This window comes from Planococcus versutus (assembly GCF_001186155.3).
Lineage (GTDB): Bacteria > Bacillota > Bacilli > Bacillales_A > Planococcaceae > Planococcus > Planococcus versutus.
In genome coordinates, this window is the sequence record NZ_CP016540.2 from 448,085 (window position 1) to 467,316 (window position 19,232).

A 19,232-nucleotide genomic window follows, 5' to 3' on the forward strand; every position below is an offset into this window, starting at 1 on the left:
AGCAGAGTAATTGACTTTTACTCTGCTTTTTTACTAAAATAGAAACGTATTTTCCAATTGAGGTAAATAATTTTATGCAATTATTAAGAGGAGATTTAAGCTAATGACAAACGTTTTAGTAGTAAAAGCAAATAACCGCCCAGCATCTGAAGGAGTTACAAGCAAAATGTACGAAGTATTTATGGATGCAATCGGTATGGATACGGAGTTAGATATTAATACTTTTGATGTATTCAAAGAAGATATGCCTTATTTTGGTCAAGATTTCTTTGATGCTATGAAAAAGTCTGCACAGGCTGAGCCAATGACTGAGTTAGAGCAACGTATTTTGACTGCGGCAAACAAAGCGATGGATGCATTCATGGAAGCCGATGTTGTTGTTTTTGCATTCCCATTATGGAACAAAACAATTCCCGCGCCATTGCAGACGTTTATCGACTACGTTTACCGTGCGGGTGTAACATTCAAATACACACCTGAAGGCCCAGTGGGTCTAGTACCAGAGAAAAAAGTCATCATTTTGAATGCTCGTGGCGGAGTTTATTCAACACCTGAAATGGCTCCTGCTGAAATGAGTGTCAACTACATTCGGTTGATTATGGATTTCTTCGGCATCACTGACATTGAAGAAGTCATCATCGAGGGGCATAATATGTATCCTGATCGCGCTGAAGAAATCAAAGCCGAGGGAATGCAACGTGTAGAACAAGCTGCAAACTCGTTAGTTAAAGTACATGCATAATTTTTTGTGAAAAGACAACCTTAATGGGGTGTCCTTTTTTTGTTTAGACAGTAAATCAGTTGAAACAGACAGTATTTCCGAAAATTGGACAGTATTAAAATCAAATTAGATGGTATATCCAAAAAAAGGGGATTTTCAACTTTCGCTTTTTAAAATGGATTAGAAATTCCTGATAGGGGTAGATATGGATTAAAAGCTTATTAAAAGCTGTTGAGGAGGAATGACAAAGTGAAGCATGCTCACAATAGTCAAGTTCCGCAAGAACAGAAATCATTTTGGAGAGAATATAAAGACATTCCAAGCTATCCCGCGTTGCAAGAAAACGAGTCAACCGATATCGCAGTTGTTGGTGGAGGAATGGCAGGGATTATTAGTGCCTATTTATTAGCAAAAGCTGGACGACAAGTCACTTTGATCGAAGCTGGAAAATTAGTTGATGGTGTAACAGGAAAGACCACTGCTAAAATTTCAGCACAACACGGTTTGTATTATGATTCTATGATTCAAGTAGCAGGAGAAGCACAAGCTAAGTTGTATTATCAAGCCAATATGGATGCTTTGACGTTTATTGAAGAAACTGCTAAAGAGTTATCGATTGATTGTGATTTTTCTCATCACAATGCCTTTGTTTATGCTCAAACGGCAGCAGGAGCTAAACTTGTTGAAAAAGAAGCTGAAGCTTATAGACGTTTAGGCATTGACGGTGAATTAGCAAAAGAGGAAGTAGAATTACCGTTTTCCGTAGAAGAGGCATTGGTAATGCGCAATCAAGCTCAATTTCATCCTGTTAAATTTCTAGCAGGATTGGTGAAAGAAATTGAACGGCTCGGCGGGAAAATATATGAACAAACGCGAGCAATGAAAATTCTAAGCAAACACGATCCGGTCATTCAAACTGAAAATTTGTCTCATTTGTCATGCAATAAGGTCATTGTTGCTAGCCACTATCCATTTAACGACTTTGATGGACTGTATTTTTCACGGTTGTCGGTTAATCGCTCCTATGCGATTGCGGCTAAAGTGAGCGGCGAGATTCCAAATGACATGTATATTAGTGGAGACATGCCTTCTCGTTCTTTACGCTATGCATTAGGAGAAGATGGTGAAAAGCTCTTGTTAATAGGTGGCGAAGGTCATACAACTGGCAAAAGCTCAAGTGATACCATGGAACATTATTACAACCTTGAAAAATTTGGTGACGAGTATTTTGGTATTAAAGAAATTCCCTATCGCTGGTCGTCTCAAGACATGACAACACTCGACAAAATTCCCTATATTGGAACAATTACAGCCGGATATGAAAATATACTAGTAGCTACTGGTTTCAACAAGTGGGGAATGTCAAACGGTGCATTGGCGGGTATGCTGTTATCTGATCAAGTGCTAGGCAAAGAAAATCAATACGCACCAGTTTTTGATCCAACACGTACAAAGTTAAAACCCAAAGATGCTGCAAGTTTTGCGAAAGACAATGCCTCGGTTGCAAAGGCGCTAGTCACTGGCAAGCTCAAAAGAGCTTCTAAAACAGTTGATGACTTGGGCAAAGATGAAGGTTCGTTGGTCAAAGTTGGTAAGAAAAAAGCAGGTGGGTACCGTGATGAGTACGGTCAAGTCCATCTAGTGGATACCGCATGTACGCATATGGGCTGTGATGTTAAGTGGAACGATGCAGAACGTTCATGGGATTGCCCATGTCATGGATCACGTTTTTCCTATACAGGAGACGTTTTAAACGGACCAGCTGTAAAGCCATTGAAGAAAATAGAACAAGAATAAAATCATCTAAAAAGAACAGTGAGGAAATGTTCCTCACTGTTCTTTATTGTATATTATTCAGCAGGTTTAGCTTCAATTGCTAAAGTGATTTTGATGTCTTCGCCAACCATTACGCCACCAGTTTCAAGCGCTTGGTTCCATGTAAGACCGAAATCTTTACGGTTTACTTTGCCTTCAACGTCAAATGCCACAACTTCGGAACCCCATGGATCTGTTGCTTTTCCATTGTACTCTACTTCAAAAGTTGCTGGACGTGTAACGCCTTTCATTGTAAGATCGCCAGTCATTTCGTACTTGTCGGCTTTTTTTATGATCTCGTTTGCTTTGAACGTAATGTGTGGGAACTGTTCAGCGTCAAAGAAATCTGCTGAACGCAAGTGAGCGTCGCGGTCTTTGTTTTTTGTGTTGATGCTATCTACATCAATCTTAAAGTCGATCAATGCGCCTTGCAAGTCTTCTTCGTTCGCTTCAATTGTTGCCTCGTACGATGTAAAAGAACCTTTTACTTTTGAAATCATCATGTGTTTTACTGAAAACCCAATTTCTGAATGTGCTGTGTCTACTGTCCATTTTTTCATGTTAAATTCCTCCTAAAGTTGTTATCTTAATTTAATATAACAAATCACTATCTTGAAGTCAATAGTTTTTAATTAAAGATTCTCGAATTAAAGGTATTTTAAAATCTTGGACTTTTTACTCAAAATTTGCTATATTGCTTGTCAAAACAAGGTGAAAATTAGATACTAGTAGAAGCTATAAGTTTAGAAGGGATTTGCTTTAGATGACGAAAGAACAATGGTTGGCGGATTTGCGCGGTTTTTTAAAAGAAGATCATGTCAAAATGGATGAACCGCTACACCTTCATACATTGACTAAAATGGGTGGACCAGCTGATATTTTTGTAGAACCAACGACAGAAGAAGAAACGGCTTTTACAGTGAGATATGCATATAAAAATAAGATTCCATTATTACTGCTTGGAAACGGCTCGAATATGGTCGTTCGAGATGGAGGGTTTCGTGGAATTGTTTTAACGTTAAAAGGATTGCAGACAATTCGCATAGAAGGCTCAACCATCTATGCTCAAGGTGGCGCAGATATTAAAAAAGTATCGAAAGTAGTAGCTGCAAAACAATTAACAGGATTTGAATTTGCTTGTGGAATTCCTGGTTCAATTGGTGGTGCTATGGCTATGAATGCAGGTGCTTACGGCGGAGAAATTAAAGACATTATCAAACAAGCGACTGTTCTTTCAAGAGAAGGCGACATGTTGGTTTTATCCAAAGAAGATTTGGGTCTTGGTTACCGCAAAAGCATCATTACAAAAAAAGGTTATTTTGTTTTATCGGCGGAATTTGAATTAGAAGTTGGAAAGCAAATGATCATTGATGCGAAAATGAGCGAATTAACATATCAGCGTGAAACAAAGCAACCATTGGAGTTTCCATCGGCAGGAAGCGTTTTTAAACGCCCACCTGGTAATTTTGCAGGAAAACTAATTCAAGAATGTGATTTACAAGGAAGAGGATTTGGAGGAGCGGAAGTTTCGACAAAGCATGCTGGTTTTATTGTTAATAAAGACAATGCTTCAGCGAACGATTATATTCAAACAATCGAAATGGTTAAGAAAACTGTATTCGAGAAATTTGGTATAGATTTAGAACTTGAAGTGAAAATTGTTGGAGAAGATGTCCTTTAATGAGGACATCTTTTTTTTAGTGAAAGAGAATGTGAGACTCTATGAATGTTCAAAAAGGGGTTTTTCCTTCTTTAGTCGAATAAAACAGCATAGGAAAAAGGGGGAGCAACAATGGATAAAAAAGTGAAAAAAAGAAAATGGCTAAAAAGACTTTTAGTTGTTTTGGGTATAGTTGTAACAATTGCAATTGCTGCGCTAATTTTTGTGAACGTTTACATAGCAAAATCTAAACCGCTTATTGAAGGAGAGGCAACAGTAGAAATTTTAGACAATAATGCGACTGTCATCCGTGATGAAATAGGGGTACCACATATAAAAACCGAGACCGATGCAGATCTGTATCGCGCACAAGGATATGTACAAGCGCAAGATCGCTTGTTCCAAATGGATTTATCCCGCAGACAAGCAAGTGGTCAGCTAGCTGAAGTGATTGGGGCAGATGCGGTTGATACGGATAAGTTTTTTAGAACGTTTAGTTTGCGCGATGCAGCAGAGAAATCATGGAGTGGCTATGACGAAGAAGCGCAACAAGTTTTAGAATGGTTTGCAGAAGGTGTAAATGCTTATATAGATGAAGCAAAAAAGAACAACGATTTAAGTTATGAATTTGCACTGCTCGGTTATGAACCGACAGAGTGGACACCCGTGGACTCGTTAACAATTGGCAAGTTTATGGCTTATGACCTAGGTGGCCATTGGAATACCTTGGCTGTTCGTCACTGGGCGTTAAATGAATTTCCAGAAGATAAAGCAGCAGAACTTTTTATCAACTATCCTGAAAATGCGCCAGCCATCTTAGCTGCAAACAAACAACAACCAGTTCAAGTAGCAGGAGAATTTGATGCGTCTGTCATTCCACCAGAATTTAATGGCAGCAACAACTGGGTGGTATCTGGTGACAAAACCGCAAGTGGCAAGCCGTTACTTGCGGACGATCCGCATCTTGGCTTAAGCACGCCATCTATTTGGTACCAAATGCATTTAGAGTCTCCTAAACAAAACGTCAGCGGCGTTATTTTTGCCGGAGTGCCAGGAATTATTTTAGGGCACAATGAAAAAATTGCTTGGGGTGTAACGAACGTCGGACCAGACGTTCAAGATCTGTATATCGAAACACCAAAGCCTGAAGACCCAACACAGTTCGAATACGAAGGAAAGTGGGAAAAAGCGGAGGTTAGAAAAGAACCGATTAAAATCAAAGATAAAAAAACAGAGGATTTTGAAGTGCTGGTGACAAGGCATGGTCCTGTTGTGTCGAATATTCTTTATGACGATGAAGATCCAGGAGCTGTCTTTTCAATGCAATGGACGGCTCTAGAACCCACACTGGAGCTGCAGGCCGTTTTAAATTTTAATAAAGCATCTAATTGGGAAGAGTTTGAACTAGCGCTCGAAGATTTTCAAGCGCCCGCTCAAAACTTTGTCTTTGCTTCTACAGATGGCACCATTGCCTATAAAGCTAACGGCCGAATTCCGATTCGGAAAACAGGAGATGGACAATTGCCAGTTCCAGGAAACTCAGCAGAATACGGGTGGGAGGGCTACGTACCGTTTGATGAATTGCCTCGTTCAGTAAATCCAAAAAATGGATTTATTGCGACAGCGAATAATGAAGTAATCGATGATTCTTATCCTTATCATATTACTGATTTTTGGGCGCAACCTTATCGTTACGAACGAATTGCTGAAGTGTTAGAAGCATCGGACAAACTAACAGCAGAAGACATGATGAACTTACAAATGGATCAAAAGAATTTATACGCAGCAGAATTTTTAAAAGATATGATTTCGACAGTGCGTAACAATACAGACGATTATGATGAAGTTCTCGCGCTGTTAGAAAAATGGGATCAAGTTGATGATAAAGATCAAGGTGCTCCGCTAGTTTTCCATACGTGGATAAAGCAATTACCAGAAACTTTGCTCGCGGATGAATTTCCAAAAGACGTCTTTAAAATGCTCGATGGCAAAAATCACATTACAGACGAAATGATGCGTGATGCTTTTAAAGGAACTGAAGGCATTTGGGTAAGGGAATATGGCGGTATAGAAAAATGGCTCGTGGATTCATTGGAAACAGCCGTTGCTGAAATTGAAGAAGAACAAGGAAATGACCCAGCTGACTGGAAATGGGGAGAACATCATCAATTGACATTCCCGCATCCACTAGCAGGAGCTTCTCCAATTTTTGAAAAGCTTTTGAACCCGAAACCCGTTCCAATTGGCGGATCAAATGTAACAGTACAAGCAGCAGCCTCTACCGCAGATGGTAATGTTAATCACGGGGCATCTTGGCGTTTTGTCGCAGATCTTGCTGATTTATCAAGTGCCTATCATATTGTTGGACCCGGATTGAGTGGACACATGAAATCGGATTACTACCATAACCAAGTAGACGATTGGGCACAAGGAGATTACCATGAAACAGAAATCGGCGAAAGCGTAGAAGGATCGACGTTAATATTAACTGCCGAATAAGTTATACTAAAGAAAAAGATATGAGGCATGCGTAATGAAACAATTAGTAGCGGTAGGACTGGGTGGTATGATTGGTGCGTTGTTGCGTGTAGCAATATACACGACGGTTGTAGATGGTATTGGGCTATGGATTGTCAATATTATTGGCAGCTTTTTAATCGGGCTGGCGGCTATTCGCTTATCTCATAAGTCAGCAGAGTTAAGACTATTCATTTCGACAGGGTTACTCGGATCTTTTACAACCTTTTCAGCATTTTCTGCTGACTGGTTCTATTATCTCCAATCTTCTATTTGGCTAGGCTTAATATTTGCCGGCAGCATGACAATTGCATGCGTTTCAGCTGCAGCTGCTGGATTGTGGCTTGGTAGAAAAGGGGTGTCTTCGTTATGATAGGCATCGCAATGGGTGGGTTTTTAGGTGCGATTACACGTTATTTATTTTATAGGTTAGTTGAAAGTCGAGTATGGCAACCAAAAATTGCCACGTGGCTAGTTAACAGCACCGGTTCATTAGTTCTCGGTTTATTTATTGGCAGTGGTAGTTTGTCTATTTTCTGGATTACAGGGTTTTTAGGTGCCTTCACAACATTTTCAACGATGGCCTTAGATGTAGTAAAAGAAATTGAAGACGGAAAATGGTTACAAGGCGGTAGTTATGTTTTTGCTACTTTAGTTAGTGGCATTTTATTATTTAGTTTTGGGTATATCTTGATGCAATAAGTGCTGGCTCTTCTTGCGATTATTGCAAGAGGAGTTTTTTTATGAGCGCTTATAAAACCACCTAAATGACTGCAAATCAAAAAACCAACCGTTTTTCGATAGTTTCGAAAAACGGTTGGTTTTATTTTACGATAATAACAGGAGCTTCCACACGTTTTGCTACTTTATGGCTAACACTGCCGAGTACCATTTCTTGTAATGCATTTAATCCGCGACTGCCGATCAAGACGACATCGTACCCGGTCTCATTCGCATGCTTGACAATGGTGGGTCCAGGAACGCCATGTAGTGTTTTTGTTTCAAAATTTACACCTGATGAACGGAAAATTTCTTCAAGCGGAACTAAATGCTTGCGCCGTTCCAAGTGTACTTCGTCGCTACTTTGACCGTGAAGAATTTCTGTGCGTGCTTTTTCGTAATCGATTACATACAATAATGTAATAAATGCTTGTGGATTAACTTTGGCCATTTTTACAGCTTCATGAGCAGCCCGTTTTGAATGATCAGAACCGTCAGCTGCAACTAAAATTTTCTCATACATAGAGCATCCTCCTTATGATGTGCCTTTACCCGCATTACTGAAGGTTGCTAGTTTATCAACAAGCTTTTGACTAGACGCATTTAATCCGACAATTTCAACTGTCTGACCTTGCGCTTGTAGTTTGTTCATGACTCGATCGATTGCACCAACGCCAGAGTCGTCCCAAACAGATGCATCTGAAAAATCTAAAACAACATGTTGAGAAGCTTCCACTTTATCAAACTCAGAGACAAAGTCTTGTGAAGAAGCGAAAAACAATTGTCCGTGTATGGTATATCTATTCGACGCATCGGTTTCCAATCCTTCTTTCCGTACTTCTACTTTGGAGATTTTAGCAGCAAACAGCAAGGCGCTCAAAATAACACCGGCAAATACTCCTTTAGATAAATCGTGTGTGTAAACAACAACTACGACTGTTAGCAACATGACGATGGCATCTGCTTTTGGAGCCGTTGCTAAATACTTGAACGAACCCCAATCAAATGTGCCAATACAAACCATGACCATAATCCCCGCTAAAACAGGCATTGGAATTTGGATAACCCAATTCCCCAGAACAATAATCAAGAACATAAGAAAGACGCCCGCAACAAAGCTAGACAAGCGTCCACGTCCACCAGAGCGAACATTAATGCCTGATTGTCCAATCATTGCACAACCAGCCATTCCACCGAAAAATCCAGTAATGATATTAGCAATGCCTTGTCCGCGAGCTTCTTGGTTTTTATCTGATCCCGTTTCTGTCGCATCATCAATTATAGATGCAGTTAATAAAGACTCCAGTAAGCCGATTACAGATAAAGCCAATGCAGTTGGAAAAATAATTTGCAAGGTTTCAAAATTGAACGGTACGCTTGGAATAAAGAAGCTTGGCAAGGTTTGCGAAATGGTCCCAAGACTGCCAACGTTTTGCATATCAATGCCGGTGTAAATGACAACACCCGTCAAGACCAAAATAGCGATTAATGGTGCTGGAATTGCTGTGAAGAATCGAGGCAAAACATATACAATTGCCAGTGTAACACCAACAAATACGTATGTAAGTGCATTGATGCCGAAAATGAATGGCACTTGTGCCATAAAGATTAAGATTGCTAGTGAGTTAACAAAACCAATCATGACAGCTCGAGGAATAAATTTCATAAACCGTGCAACTTTTAAAAGACCAAAAGTCAATTGCAACAAACCTGTTAAAACAGTTGCTGCTAGTAAATAATCCAAACCGTGATCGCGAACGAGCAGCACCATGGCAAGTGCCATAGCCCCTGTAGCTGCAGAAATCATTCCAGGTCGTCCACCCACAAAAGCAATAATAACGGAGATGGAAAATGAAGCGTATAACCCAACCATCGGATCGACACCCGCAATGATTGAGAAAGCGATCGCTTCCGGAATAAGTGCAAGTGCTACAACAATTCCGGCCAAAATATCTCCACGAATATTCCCAAACCATTGCTCTTTATAAGATATGGTATTCAAAAATTCTCACTTCCTTCTTTTATTAGTTAGGTAAATATCGGATTCTGCTAATTAGTCAACAGTTTTGAAGGGCTCTAAAGAAAGAACAGAACGCAGATCAAAGCAATTATTTCGCTCTTTTATTGCTAGCAAGCTGAAAAAGTTGTTAATTATAGGCTACAAGACTGTATCATCTTTTTTAAAAGATGTAAATGTAATTCATTCAAACGGAGGTTTGACTATAGAGGGAATGGATATTATACTGAAGAAAACAATCAAACTATCGTTTGAATGAAAGAGGTGCTATATGAAAGAGCTATGTGAAGTAACAAAAATTAATTCTGCAATTGTCGACCGGGTACAAAAAAACATGACTGAGCTTGGCGACGTTGCGAATTTATTTAAAGCCCTTGCAGATGAAACAAGACTGAGCATCGCCTATGCCTTAACAATAGAAGAAGAAATGTGTGTTTGTGATATTGCGGCAGTTATTGGATCGTCTACTGCAACAGCTTCTCATCATTTACGTTATTTACGAGATAGAGCTTTAGCGAAATCAGAGCGCAAAGGAAAACAAGTTTTTTATTCTTTATCTGACAATCATGTGCGACAATTGGTGACCATCGCTAACGAACACGCGAAAGAAGGGATGGAAATTGGTTAAAATCTATAGGTTAGAAAATTTGTCTTGTACAAGTTGTGCAGCTAAATTCGAAAAAAACATACGTGGATTACCTAATATTAAAAGCGTAGATTTAAACTTTGGTGCTTCTAAACTCACAATTGATGGAGAGGTGTCAATTAAAGCTCTTGAAAAAGCAGGAGCGTTTGATCATATACGCGTCTATTCTGAAAAACAAAAAATAAAAGTCGTACCGTTTTATCAACGTCGCCAAACAATAGAAACCACTTTTTCATTGTTACTGCTTTTAGTAGGAATTATCATTTCGTTTCAAACAAGTGAAACAGACTCTTGGGCCATCGCTTTATTTGTAGGTTCTATGGCAATAGGTGGCTATCACATGTTTTGGACAGGATTAAAAAATCTCGGTGCATTTCAATTTGATATGAAAACATTGATGACTATTGCCATTATCGGTGCGGTTATCATTGGCGAGTGGCGCGAAGGGGCTGTTGTCGTTTTCTTGTTTGCTATTAGCGAAGCCTTAGAGTCATTTTCAATGAATAAAGCGCGTCAATCTATTCGCAGTTTAATGGATTTAGCTCCGGCGCGAGCAATAATTCAACGTGCTGGAGAACTTATGGAACTCGATACAGAAGATATTCACATCGGCGACATATTAATCGTCAAGCCAGGCCAAAAAATTGCGATGGATGGTACGGTTCTTCGCGGACAATCTGCGGTTAACCAAGCTGCGATTACAGGAGAATCACTTCCAGCTGTCAAATCTGTTGGCGACGAAGTTTTTGCTGGAACGCTGAACGAAGAGGGTGCATTAGAAGTAACTGTTACAAAACGAGTCGAAGATACGACAATTGCTAAAATTATTCACTTAGTAGAAGAAGCACAAGCTGAAAAAGCACCTACACAAAAATTTGTTGATCAGTTTGCTAAATATTACACACCAGCAATTATTGTCATTGCCTTTTTAGTCGCTCTTGTTCCGGGCTTTGTAACGGGTAACTGGGAACTATGGGTGTATCAAGGATTGGCTGTTCTTGTTGTGGGATGTCCATGTGCGTTAGTCGTGTCCACGCCTGTTGCGATTGTTACGGCCATCGGCAACGCTGCGCGACAAGGAGTACTTATTAAAGGTGGTATTTATTTAGAAGAAACGGGTCAAATTAAAGCGATTGCTTTTGATAAAACGGGAACATTAACGAAAGGTTATCCAGAAGTGACAGATGTTTTAGCGCAAGGCGCTATTACAGAAGAAGAATTATTAAAGCTAGCAGCATCAGTAGAGACGATGTCACAACATCCTTTAGCAAGAGCGATTATAAAAAAAGCAGCCTATACGTATCCTTCTGAAAATTTTAATTCTGTTACAGGAAAAGGTGCATATGCTACTGTAAATGAAGAAATTATTTACGTTGGAAGTTTGGCTTGGGCAGAAAACAAAGGATTACGTATTCCTGAAAAAGCGCGTAAACTGCAAGAAAGTGGAAAATCTGTCACGGCTGTATTTTCAGAAACAATCTTACTAGGCATTATTGCGGTAGCAGATGCGATTCGCACAGAAAGTCCTTCAATCATTAACCAGTTAAAAAAAATGGGGATATCTCAAACGATTATGCTGACAGGAGATCATCCATCAACTGCAACAGCTATAGCTGAAGAAATTGGTATCACAGATGTTCGAGCTGGATTGATGCCACAAGACAAACTAACTGCTATTAAAGAATTGAAAAAACAATATGGCCACGTAGCAATGATTGGAGATGGGATTAACGATGCACCAGCTTTAGCTGCCTCAAGTATTGGGATTGCGATGGGCGGAGCAGGAACAGACGCGGCGCTCGAAACTGCGGATATTGCGCTAATGGCAGATGATTTGGAAAAACTTCCTTATACTATTCGACTTAGTCGGAAGACATTGCGTATAATAAAGGAAAATATTATCTTTGCACTCGGGCTCAAGATACTAGCTTTGCTTTTAATTATTCCGGGTTGGTTAACCTTGTGGATTGCGATTTTTGCAGACATGGGTGCTACATTGTTGGTGATTTTAAATGCGCTACGTCTAATGAAAGTTCAAAAGTAAGGTAGGTTTGGAGGTTTTTTAGTGAAATTAACAGAGTGGACGATGGAAGAGCAAGAACAGCTAATTCATTTTATGACAACAAACTCATGGCCTTTTCACGGTCACGAACACCCAGTTAGAGCTTTAATCAAGAAGACTATCGAAGAAGGTGGGTATAAATCAGACCAAGTCACAACTTTCTGGATTGAAAATGATGCAAAAGAACAAGTGGGCTTAGTGAAAATATTCGATTTGCGAGATGACATTCCACTGTTTGACTTACGAATTGCAGATCCTTATCGAAACAAAGGCTATGGCCCAAAAGCGCTGAAAATGGTTGCGGATTTTGTGTTTTCCTTGCCGGAGAAAAAAATTCGTCTAGAAGGCAATACACGACACGATAATTTTGCGATGCGCAAAGCGTTTGAACGGACGGGATTCGTGAAGGAAGCTCATTTACGGCAAGCGTGGTTTTCTCCACGAGAAAATCGCTATTACGATGCGGTGATTTATGGCATGACACGGGAAGACTGGCAGGCAGGAAGTTCAACACCGGTGTTATGGGATGATGCTATAGTAGAAGCAAAAGAATCACCTTTTAATCCGATATTACTCGATTTTCCTGAGCAATTTGAGTCTGAACGATTAGTAATTCGCGCACCTAGAAGAGAAGATGCAGAAGCAAGTTACGAAGCGGTCATGCGCTCATTAGAAGCTTTCCGACCTTGGTTGCCGTTCGCACAGCAAAAGCCAGACCTTGCCCAAACAGAAGCAGCACTAATTGAAGCGGCTGCAGATTTTAAGTTACGCAAAGATTTGCGTCTGCACTTCTTTTTGAAAGACACAGGTCAGTTTATTGGATCTACAGGGCTTCATCGCATCGACTGGGAAGTGCGCAAGTTTGAAATTGGCTACTGGGTAGATAGCCAATTTGAAGGCAAAGGATTTGTTTCAGAAGCTGTGGAGCGTATTACACGTTTTGCTTTTGACGAGCTAGGTGCTAACCGCGTTGAAATTCGCTGTGACCCAGACAATGTCCGAAGTCGCGCAGTAGCAAACCGATTAAATTTTGAGTTAGAAGGAATTTTACGGAACGATACCGTTTCGCGCGTAGACAATAAACTTCATGATACATGTGTATATGCTAAAATACGCCAATAACCGAATTTTGACTTGACCTAAAAAGCAGGAAAGGAAAATAATTTATTTTCCTTTCCTGCTTTTGCTATGTATAAACGAAAAAACAAAAAAGACTGCCACCAAAAGCCAGTTAACGTGGCTTTTGGTGGCAAGTCTTTTGTTTTAGGAAATTATGGCTATACGCCTTTACGACCTGTAACTAGATTGATAACTAAAATGATTGCAGCAATAATTAGAAGAACGTGTATTAGTCCACCTGCAACGTCCATTAAGAATCCGACAAGCCAAATAACAAGAATAACTGCAAGAATAATCCAAAGAATGCGTCCCATGCTTTTTCACCTAACCTTTCTATAATAACAATTTCGATTCTAATAATAAATTACCCTAGTAATACTCACGTTAAACCTTTCTGAAAAAACGGACTGTTCTGTGGTGGGGAGAGTCGAGTTGTTTCAGAAGTGGCGGTATAGTAAACTAAGTATAGCTACGTGAGGGAGGAAAGAATTTTGCCTACTCCAAGTATGGAAGACCACATTGAGATCATTTATTCTTTAATTGAGCAAAAAGGCTATGCGCGGGTATCCGATATCGCGGAAGCCTTATCTGTGTTGCCTTCTTCTGTCACTAAAATGGTGCAAAAGCTTGATAAAGACGGATACTTGATATATGAACGTTATAGAGGGCTTGTGTTGACGCCAAGAGGCCAAAAATTAGGGAAACGGCTATTGGAACGACATAGCTTGCTTGAGCAGTTTTTGCAGTTGATTGGTGTAGACGAAAAACAGATTTATGAAGATGTTGAAGGCATCGAACATCATTTGAGCTGGAATTCAATCGATCGCATTGCTGATTTGGTACAACTATTGGAAGAAAGCCCGGATTTTAAGGAAAAACTCAACCAACTGAAAACGATAGGAAAAGAAAGCTAAAGAAAACAGGAGGAACTATTTATGGCTTTACACCCAGGATTAAAGGCAGTGCTACAAGTAAAGGATCGTTCAACGTCCCAATGGATTTTATCAGATGGATCAGGGGATGAAGTCATGATGAACGCATCAGAAATTGAAGAAGGGCAAGAAATTGGAGAAGAAATTGAAGTGTTTCTGTACCGCAATCGACAAGGCGGCGTGTCAGCAACTCCAATGATTCCACATATTTTGCCAAGCGAATACGGCTGGGCGAAAGTTTTAAAAGTGTCACAACGTGAAGGAGCCGTTGTAGATATTGGTACAACACGCGAAGTCTATTTGTTACCTGCAGATCTTCCGCAAATTTTAGAACTGTGGCCAAAGCAAGGTGACCATATATTTATGACGCTTCGTACAGATCGTCACGGTGATTTATACGGCCGTTTGGCAACAGAAGAAAAAGTATTGGAAATGATGGAGCCGGCTCCAGAAACACTATTCAATCAAAACGTACAAGCACGCGCTTATCGGTTGTTGCCGGTAGGTACATTTATGTTGTCAGTACCCGAAATGTACCGAATTTTTATCCACGAAACGGAACGTCAAGAAGAACCACGTTTAGGTGAAGAAAAGACAGTACGTATTATTGGTGTAAAAGACGATGGTACATTGAATGGTTCTTTACTTCCGAGAAAGCAAGAACGCTTGCTAGATGATTCGGAACAAATCATGCGTTATTTAGAAGAGTCAGGTGGAAAAATGCCATTTACCGATAAATCTTCTCCAGATGAAATTTTAGAAATTTTTGGGATGAGCAAGGCTGCATTCAAACGTGCGATCGGAAAACTATATAAAAATCGTCAAATTGTTCAAGAAGAAGGATGGACTAAGTCAACAAAGTAAGGAACCTTTTCAACTACATTTCGTATTGATAGAAGTTGAACTTCTCTTGATCTAAGAGAAGTTTTCTAATTGACTTTTCCAACCGTGGAAAAAGCCGAAAAGTTCAATTTGTATGAATTCGAAGAAAGGGGCACCATAAAAAATGAAAAAATTATTAACTGTAATAGCTTTGTTGTTCGCTTTATCTACGATACTTCCGTCTTATAGCTCAGCAAATGTAGGCATTAACGAAAAATTTGGATTGCCAATAATTGTGTATGGAGGAAATCTATCAGCTGATGAAAAAGCATCGGTTGCTAAAAGCCTAGATGTTGCAGAAGAAGTAGATGTAGAAGAAATTGAAGTAACAGGCCAAGATTTGATTAAATACATCAAAGATGGGGATTCTCGCGCGAATATGTATTCATCTGCTAAAATCACACGCAAAGATGAAGGTGCTGGACTGGTCATTAAAATCGTTACACCTGAAAATATCACACAAGTAACGACTGATATGTACGCCAATGCCATGCTCACTGCGGGTATTGAAAATGCTACGGTAGAAGTTGCTGCACCAAAAGCAGTAACGGGTCACTCGGCACTTGTGGGAATCTACAAAGCATACGAAGTAAACGGCGAAACACTGGATCCAGAACGTACGGATGTAGCAAATGATGAATTATCTGTTGCGACTGAACTTGCGGATAGCGGCGTAGAAGATGCTAAAGTGAGTGAGTTGTTAACGGAGATTAAAAAACAAATTGCTGAACAAAATCCTGCTTCTCGTGAAGAAGTAGAAACAATCGTTCAAGACCAATTAGACAAGCTTCAAATCGAATTGAGTCCAGAAGACCGTCAGTTACTGGTGGATTTGATGGATCGTATTCGTCAATTGGATATCGATTTTTCAAAATGGTCAACGCAATTAGAAGACTTAAGCAAATCGCTTGAAGATAAAATCACTACAATTGTCAACGATGAAGGATTTTGGGAAAGTGTTAAAAAGTTTTTTAGAAACTTAGCGGATACCGTACGTGGGTGGTTTAATTAATGTCAAACAGGCAATCCTTTAAAATAAGGTTTGCCTGTTTTTGTCTAAGCTGAATGGCTTGAGCTAGAGAAAAGCCAGTGATAGTATAAAGTTATTATCTTGAAGGAGTTTACTGACTTCAAGAAAAGCCAATCTTGATGATGTAACAGGCATTAAATGTGTATGTCTACGCTCTGAACTATCAACAGACGAACGAGAAGCTAGAGGAGCAACTGGTATTACCGTAACGTAGCAAAAGTGGGCAATATCAATATAGAGGAGGAGAATAAAAGATGGATTTTAACTTAACTGAATTAGGTAGTGATGAATTTGCATACCGACTTGAAGAAGAAGGTGTGATGAAAGCTGAAATAACCTGGACGATGCTAGCCGACGTGATGATTATTGAACATACCTTTGTGGATGAAACAATGCGTGGGCAAGGAATGGCTAAAAAATTACTAGATCAAGCAGCAAATTATGCGCGTGATAATAATTATAAAATGGAACCTGTTTGTTCTTATGCTGTTACAGCATTTGATCGCTATAAAGAATATGACGACGTCAAAGTTTAAAAATGGGTATAAAAGTGATTAAGGTGCTAAAACTAGCACGCAATTAAACATACAAAAGCAATCCGCTATTTTTTACAGTGGATTGCTTTTGCTAAGTAGTAATTATGTAGTTTTCCATCGTTACCTCCGTTTTAGATAGTAGTTAAAAAGAAAACAAGAGCTGTTAAAATTGAAGCTCCACCAACACCATACATAAAATCTGATTGACTAAAAATTAGGTTTTTTTCCATTTTCTAGAACCCCTTTCAAATGTTTGTTATTAATAATCTACCCGGGTGACAAAGTTCTAAACAGGTTTTATTAATTTTGTTAAGGGAAAAGGAATAAGTAAGTAAATCCTTATTTGCACTTAGTACTCATAAGAAACTAAGAAAAGAGGTGGTAAGAGTGAACCAAGATACAGTGAATAGAGCAGGAGAAAAAGTACTCGGTATCATTGGAATTGTTTTTAATATTTTAGTAATGGCTTTAATTGGTGTTGTGATGGCAGGTTACTCGACTATGCCGGAAATGCAGCAGTTTATGGAAGATGAAATTTTGGCGGATCCGACCATAACAAATCCTGAAGACGTGCAAGTAATGCTAGACATGATGTCTTCAGGCTTTAACGTTATGGGATGGGTGATGATAGCATTATTAGGATTGAGTACGATCCTGGCGATTGTCGCAGTAGCCAATCTTCGTAAAAAAGGAAATGCATCCGCTGCTGGAGTTTTCTTTATCATTGGAGGATTGTTTGCAGGACTTTTGTCTTTAACTTCCATTCTTTTCTACATTGCAGCGATTATGTGCTTTGTTCGCAAACCAGGTAGACAAAATAACCAAAAATTACGTGATGATGATTTTAAGTATCAAGAAGATCAGTACCGCAGTAAAGAAGATTCATTGACTAGTGATCCAACAACACGCACTGAAAACGATACCCCTTATCGTCCGCTTTAAAAAATTTCATACCAAAAGACGCACATAGTTTTCAATATGTGCGTCTTTTAATTGAAATGGAAGAAAGAACACCTTTCCTATATGGCTGTCGTTTTAAACGTATAAACGTATTTAGCTGTCTGCAAAGGGTGTCCTTCAAATAATTCTTCAAACTCTTCTAACAGTTCAAAGCCATTTGCTTCGTAAAAATTGCGACCTTTTCTATTTTCACTTTCAACATAAACAAATAATTGATTGCCATTAGGTAAATAACTCAATCCTTGAGATAACAATTGTTTGCCATATCCTGATCGTTGAAATTCAGGCTTCATGTAGATAGCAATCAGCTCAGCATCACCATCTTCATCCACTTTAGTGAAATTTGCGAAGCCGACAGGCCGACCCTCATGTTCTGCAAGCAATATAATCGTCTTTTTTAAACGCATTTCCATCATTGGGATCGAATACGATTTATCTAAAAAACTTTCCTGTATGGTTAAGGGAATAATTCCAGCATAAGTATCATTCCAACTAACTTTAGCGATTTCTTGGACAGATGGAATATCTGCAGATGTACCAGTACGAATCATGTAATCACCTCTAAATTCTTTCTGCAATCATACCAAAAAAAAAGGGGAATAGCCACTAATGTAGAATAGGTAGAACGATAGGGAGGCTACAACATATGACCTGGAAAGTATATCGATTCGGCGAGCTTACAACGAAAAAACTATATGAAGTATTAAAATTACGTGTGGATGTATTTGTCGTAGAACAAAACTGTGCATATCCAGAAATAGACGGATTGGATTCACAATGTATTCATTTAGTATACAGTGAAAATGAGACAATATTAGCTTATGCACGTTTGGTTCCAGCAGGCACAAAATACGAGGTGCCTTCTATTGGAAGAGTTGTTGTTCGTGAAGAAGCTAGAGGCAGAGGCTTGGCATCACAGTTGCTAAAACGGTGTATCGCTTATATTTCAGAAGAATGGAAAGCAGACGCCATTAAATTGCAAGGGCAAGTATATTTAGAAGAATTTTATCAATCTTTTGGTTTCCAATCCATCTCTGATTATTATGATGAAGACGGGATTCCTCATGTAGACATGGAATGGATACGCGACTATCTGTAATAGAATTGACATATGATAAATGATTAATCCGACATATAACGGGTAAACAAAGAGTAATTATAATTAGATTAAGAGGAGTGTTGCACATGGCAAAAAGAAGAGGCTTATTAGTGGCAGGATTGGCTGCAGGAGCATACGCATACTTTAAAAATCCAGAAAATCGAGAAAAAGCTACAAAAGCTTTTAATAATGCGAAAGTGAAGGTGAACTCTTATATGGAATCTCAAAACTTAGATCAAGAAAAAAACCAAGATTCAGAAGCAAACGATGCAGTAGATAATACAGAAAAACGTGAAGAAAAAATGGTTGGAGAAGGCGGAGCTACAACGAGCATCCAATACTACAACGAACAACAACAAAAGAAAAAGGATCAAGAAGCTAGTGATACAAAACTATCGTCAAATGACGTTAGCGAAGAAAAAGCTGAAAATACGAGTTCTGTTTCTTCTGTAAACAAAGTCAACACAGATAATCTATAAGTAAAAAGGATGGTCTTTGACCATCCTTTTTACTACC

Annotated in this window: 21 protein-coding genes; 16 read left to right on the plus strand and 5 right to left on the minus strand. The window is 39.2% G+C overall.

The genetic code is table 11. The features are described from left to right. The first annotated feature begins 103 nt into the window (after positions 1-103). Both I858_RS02365 and I858_RS02370 read left to right on the plus strand, forming a co-directional pair. Positions 104-742, plus strand: coding sequence for an FMN-dependent NADH-azoreductase (locus I858_RS02365; RefSeq protein ID WP_049695207.1), 639 nt, complete (start codon positions 104-106; stop codon positions 740-742). Between the two features lie 228 nt (positions 743-970). Continuing rightward, positions 971-2,518 (plus strand): FAD-dependent oxidoreductase, encoded by a 1,548-nt coding sequence (locus I858_RS02370; RefSeq protein ID WP_049695208.1) that lies wholly within the window; start codon positions 971-973, stop codon positions 2,516-2,518. Between the two features lie 53 nt (positions 2,519-2,571). Here I858_RS02370 and I858_RS02375 read toward each other — a convergent pair whose 3' ends face one another. Continuing rightward, positions 2,572-3,096 carry a YceI family protein gene (locus I858_RS02375; protein WP_049695209.1) on the minus strand — a complete coding sequence of 175 codons (525 nt, stop codon included), beginning with the start codon at positions 3,094-3,096 and terminating at the stop codon, positions 2,572-2,574. Between the two features lie 203 nt (positions 3,097-3,299). Here I858_RS02375 and murB point away from each other — a divergent pair, with 203 nt between their 5' ends. The 4 genes from murB to I858_RS02395 all read left to right on the plus strand — a co-directional run bounded on the left by murB (position 3,300) and on the right by I858_RS02395 (position 7,415). Next, positions 3,300-4,217, plus strand: a complete 918-nt coding sequence (murB, locus tag I858_RS02380; protein ID WP_049695210.1) for a UDP-N-acetylmuramate dehydrogenase — start codon at positions 3,300-3,302, stop codon at positions 4,215-4,217. A 111-nt stretch (positions 4,218-4,328) separates the two neighbouring features. Then, the gene (locus I858_RS02385; protein ID WP_049695211.1) at positions 4,329-6,695 is read left to right on the plus strand and encodes a penicillin acylase family protein; all 2,367 of its coding nucleotides are present in this window, start codon (positions 4,329-4,331) and stop codon (positions 6,693-6,695) included. A 34-nt stretch (positions 6,696-6,729) separates the two neighbouring features. Beyond that, positions 6,730-7,086 (plus strand): fluoride efflux transporter FluC, encoded by a 357-nt coding sequence (locus I858_RS02390; protein ID WP_049695212.1) that lies wholly within the window; start codon positions 6,730-6,732, stop codon positions 7,084-7,086. Next, positions 7,083-7,415 (plus strand): fluoride efflux transporter FluC, encoded by a 333-nt coding sequence (locus tag I858_RS02395; protein WP_049695213.1) that lies wholly within the window; start codon positions 7,083-7,085, stop codon positions 7,413-7,415. The genes I858_RS02390 and I858_RS02395 overlap by 4 nt, the downstream gene beginning before the upstream one ends. Positions 7,416-7,536: 121 nt before the next feature. Here I858_RS02395 and I858_RS02400 read toward each other — a convergent pair whose 3' ends face one another. Then, positions 7,537-7,956, minus strand: coding sequence for a universal stress protein (locus I858_RS02400; RefSeq protein ID WP_049695214.1), 420 nt, complete (start codon positions 7,954-7,956; stop codon positions 7,537-7,539). A 12-nt stretch (positions 7,957-7,968) separates the two neighbouring features. Further along, entirely contained in the window at positions 7,969-9,435 is a 1,467-nt protein-coding gene (locus I858_RS02405) for a SulP family inorganic anion transporter (protein WP_049695215.1), read from the minus strand. 286 nt (positions 9,436-9,721) lie between these two features. On the opposite strand from I858_RS02405, the gene I858_RS02410 reads away from it, so the two are divergent. From I858_RS02410 to I858_RS02420, 3 genes are read left to right on the plus strand one after another with little or no spacing between them, the layout of a single operon-like run. After that, on the plus strand, positions 9,722-10,078 hold the full coding sequence (locus tag I858_RS02410) for an ArsR/SmtB family transcription factor (protein WP_049695216.1): 357 nt from the start codon (positions 9,722-9,724) through the stop codon (positions 10,076-10,078). Continuing rightward, positions 10,071-12,140, plus strand: a complete 2,070-nt coding sequence (locus tag I858_RS02415) for a heavy metal translocating P-type ATPase (RefSeq protein WP_049695217.1) — start codon at positions 10,071-10,073, stop codon at positions 12,138-12,140. Before I858_RS02410 ends, I858_RS02415 begins: the two co-directional genes overlap by 8 nt. A gap of 21 nt (positions 12,141-12,161) precedes the next feature. After that, complete coding sequence (locus tag I858_RS02420) at positions 12,162-13,280, plus strand: GNAT family N-acetyltransferase (RefSeq protein WP_049695218.1); 1,119 nt, start codon at positions 12,162-12,164, stop codon at positions 13,278-13,280. Positions 13,281-13,435: 155 nt separating this feature from the next. On the opposite strand, the gene I858_RS16880 is transcribed toward I858_RS02420, so the two are convergent. After that, the gene (locus I858_RS16880; RefSeq protein ID WP_157886464.1) at positions 13,436-13,591 is read right to left on the minus strand and encodes a lmo0937 family membrane protein; all 156 of its coding nucleotides are present in this window, start codon (positions 13,589-13,591) and stop codon (positions 13,436-13,438) included. A gap of 177 nt (positions 13,592-13,768) precedes the next feature. Here I858_RS16880 and mntR point away from each other — a divergent pair, with 177 nt between their 5' ends. The 5 genes from mntR to I858_RS02445 all read left to right on the plus strand — a co-directional run bounded on the left by mntR (position 13,769) and on the right by I858_RS02445 (position 17,599). After that, positions 13,769-14,191 (plus strand): transcriptional regulator MntR, encoded by a 423-nt coding sequence (mntR, locus tag I858_RS02425; RefSeq protein WP_049695219.1) that lies wholly within the window; start codon positions 13,769-13,771, stop codon positions 14,189-14,191. A 21-nt stretch (positions 14,192-14,212) separates the two neighbouring features. Continuing rightward, a complete protein-coding gene (locus tag I858_RS02430; protein ID WP_049695220.1) occupies positions 14,213-15,073 on the plus strand; it encodes a CvfB family protein in 861 nt (286 codons plus the stop codon). Positions 15,074-15,215: 142 nt separating this feature from the next. Then, a complete protein-coding gene (locus tag I858_RS02435) occupies positions 15,216-16,103 on the plus strand; it encodes a DUF1002 domain-containing protein (RefSeq protein WP_049695221.1) in 888 nt (295 codons plus the stop codon). 272 nt (positions 16,104-16,375) lie between these two features. After that, entirely contained in the window at positions 16,376-16,657 is a 282-nt protein-coding gene (locus tag I858_RS02440; RefSeq protein ID WP_049695222.1) for a GNAT family N-acetyltransferase, read from the plus strand. Between the two features lie 387 nt (positions 16,658-17,044). Continuing rightward, a complete protein-coding gene (locus tag I858_RS02445; protein ID WP_049695223.1) occupies positions 17,045-17,599 on the plus strand; it encodes a DUF4064 domain-containing protein in 555 nt (184 codons plus the stop codon). Between the two features lie 77 nt (positions 17,600-17,676). Here the strand turns inward: I858_RS02445 and I858_RS02450 are convergent, their stop codons facing one another. Next, positions 17,677-18,168 (minus strand): GNAT family N-acetyltransferase, encoded by a 492-nt coding sequence (locus tag I858_RS02450; RefSeq protein WP_049695224.1) that lies wholly within the window; start codon positions 18,166-18,168, stop codon positions 17,677-17,679. A gap of 95 nt (positions 18,169-18,263) precedes the next feature. Here I858_RS02450 and I858_RS02455 point away from each other — a divergent pair, with 95 nt between their 5' ends. Both I858_RS02455 and I858_RS02460 read left to right on the plus strand, forming a co-directional pair. Continuing rightward, positions 18,264-18,716, plus strand: a complete 453-nt coding sequence (locus I858_RS02455) for a GNAT family N-acetyltransferase (protein ID WP_049695225.1) — start codon at positions 18,264-18,266, stop codon at positions 18,714-18,716. Between the two features lie 86 nt (positions 18,717-18,802). Then, the gene (locus I858_RS02460) at positions 18,803-19,195 is read left to right on the plus strand and encodes a hypothetical protein (RefSeq protein WP_065524416.1); all 393 of its coding nucleotides are present in this window, start codon (positions 18,803-18,805) and stop codon (positions 19,193-19,195) included. Positions 19,196-19,232: the final 37 nt, after the last annotated feature.

Excerpts from the sequence above, each read along its gene's own strand:
- I858_RS02365 (WP_049695207.1), top strand. The coding sequence starts at position 104 with ATGACAAACGTTTTAGTAGTAAAAGCAAATAACCGCCCAGCATCTGAA.
- I858_RS02375 (WP_049695209.1), bottom strand. The coding sequence starts at position 3,096 with ATGAAAAAATGGACAGTAGACACAGCACATTCAGAAATTGGGTTTTCA.
- murB (WP_049695210.1), top strand. The coding sequence starts at position 3,300 with ATGACGAAAGAACAATGGTTGGCGGATTTGCGCGGTTTTTTAAAAGAA.
- I858_RS02385 (WP_049695211.1), top strand. The coding sequence starts at position 4,329 with ATGGATAAAAAAGTGAAAAAAAGAAAATGGCTAAAAAGACTTTTAGTT.
- I858_RS02390 (WP_049695212.1), top strand. The coding sequence starts at position 6,730 with ATGAAACAATTAGTAGCGGTAGGACTGGGTGGTATGATTGGTGCGTTG.
- I858_RS02395 (WP_049695213.1), top strand. The coding sequence starts at position 7,083 with ATGATAGGCATCGCAATGGGTGGGTTTTTAGGTGCGATTACACGTTAT.
- I858_RS02400 (WP_049695214.1), bottom strand. The coding sequence starts at position 7,956 with ATGTATGAGAAAATTTTAGTTGCAGCTGACGGTTCTGATCATTCAAAA.
- I858_RS02410 (WP_049695216.1), top strand. The coding sequence starts at position 9,722 with ATGAAAGAGCTATGTGAAGTAACAAAAATTAATTCTGCAATTGTCGAC.
- I858_RS16880 (WP_157886464.1), bottom strand. The coding sequence starts at position 13,591 with ATGGGACGCATTCTTTGGATTATTCTTGCAGTTATTCTTGTTATTTGG.
- I858_RS02430 (WP_049695220.1), top strand. The coding sequence starts at position 14,213 with ATGGCTTTACACCCAGGATTAAAGGCAGTGCTACAAGTAAAGGATCGT.
- I858_RS02435 (WP_049695221.1), top strand. The coding sequence starts at position 15,216 with ATGAAAAAATTATTAACTGTAATAGCTTTGTTGTTCGCTTTATCTACG.
- I858_RS02440 (WP_049695222.1), top strand. The coding sequence starts at position 16,376 with ATGGATTTTAACTTAACTGAATTAGGTAGTGATGAATTTGCATACCGA.
- I858_RS02450 (WP_049695224.1), bottom strand. The coding sequence starts at position 18,168 with ATGATTCGTACTGGTACATCTGCAGATATTCCATCTGTCCAAGAAATC.
- I858_RS02455 (WP_049695225.1), top strand. The coding sequence starts at position 18,264 with ATGACCTGGAAAGTATATCGATTCGGCGAGCTTACAACGAAAAAACTA.
- I858_RS02460 (WP_065524416.1), top strand. The coding sequence starts at position 18,803 with ATGGCAAAAAGAAGAGGCTTATTAGTGGCAGGATTGGCTGCAGGAGCA.